Here is a 1,418-nt window from a genome sequence, read left to right on the forward strand (position 1 = left end):
CCCGGAGGACCAGGCCGACCCCAACCAGACCCCCCACCCCGACACCCCCCCACCACAAACCATCGAGGACCTTGCCCGCACCATCCGCCAACTGGCCGGAAAACGGACTGGTGTACACCTCCGCGACCTGGCTACCCACCTCGGCCGGGACGAAGCCGAAATCAGGAACACCCTCAAGGCCAACGGCATCACCACCGTCAAGAAACTCCCCCTGCGGTTCGGCGACGAGCGGGTCATCCGGCTGGGGGTGCGAGTGGATGCTCTAGGCCGGCGCGGCCTCGCCCACCTCCCGCCCATCGAGGACCTCGCCCGCACCATCCGCAAGCTGGCCGCGCAGCACGGGTGGGGGGTCGGGGTGCATCTCGCCACCCTGGCCGCCCACCTCGGCCGGACGGAAGCCGAGATCAGGAACGTCCTCAAGGCCAACGGCATCAACGTCAAGACACTCCAGTTGTGGTTCGACGGCGAGCGGGTCGTCCGGCTGGGGGTGCGGGTGGATGCCCTGGGCCGGCACGGCCTAGCCCACTTCCCAACCGTCGAGGACCTTGCCCGCACTATCCGGGAGTTGGCATCAGCGAACGACCAGCCTGGTGTGCACCTTGACGACCTGACCACCCACCTCCGCAGCCTGCAGGAACTCGAGCACCTCGACCTGCAGAAAAACGAGATCAGGGGCGCCCTTGAGGCTGCTGGCATCGACATCCAGAGAATCGAGCTGTGGGTCGGTGACGAGCGGCGCGACCGGCTGGGGGTGCGGGTGGATGCCCTGGGCCAGCACAGCCGCTCAGACGGGGACGGGGCCAGGGGCGAGCCAGGTGAACTGCCCCCGGACGCCTCTGACGAACCGGGCAGGACAGGACCGCAGGAGGCGATGGCCCCGGCCGGCCCCGGCCGGGGCCACCACCCCACTTCCCCCTCACTGGCCATCGAGGACCTCGCCCGCACCATCCGCCGGATGGCTGCGCAGCACGGACGGAGGGTCGGGGTCGGTGTGTACCTCGGCGACCTGGCCGCCCACCTCGGCCGGACGGAAGCCGAGATCAGGGGTGTCCTCGAGGCCAACGGCATCAGCGTCAAGAAACTCGACCTGCGGTTCGACGGCAAGCCGCGCGACCGGCTGGGGGTGCGGGTGAATGCCCTGGGAGGGCGCGGCCTCGCCCACCTCCCGCCCGTCGAGGACCTTGCCCGCACCATCCGCGAGCTGGCCGGGGAACGGGTTGGCGTGTACCTCCGCGACCTGGCTACCCACCTCAGCCGGGACGAATTCGAGGTCAGGGGTGTCCTCGAGGCCGCTGGCATCACCGTCAGATCACTCGAACTATCGTTCGGCGGTGAGCGGCGCTTCTGGTTGGGGGTGCGGGTGGATGCTTTGGGCGGGCGTGGCCTGGTTGGGGGTGGGTCGGGTGGGCTGTCCCGGG

At 69.9% G+C, this 1,418-nt stretch carries 1 protein-coding gene; it reads left to right on the forward strand.

All coding sequences use genetic code 11. The features are described 5' to 3' along the window. Nucleotides 1-1,418, forward strand: a 1,418-nt coding sequence (locus ACWCPY_RS43280; RefSeq protein ID WP_451274690.1) for a hypothetical protein, incomplete at both ends; no start/stop codon positions are given.

Source organism: Streptomyces sp. NPDC002403, assembly GCF_053593015.1.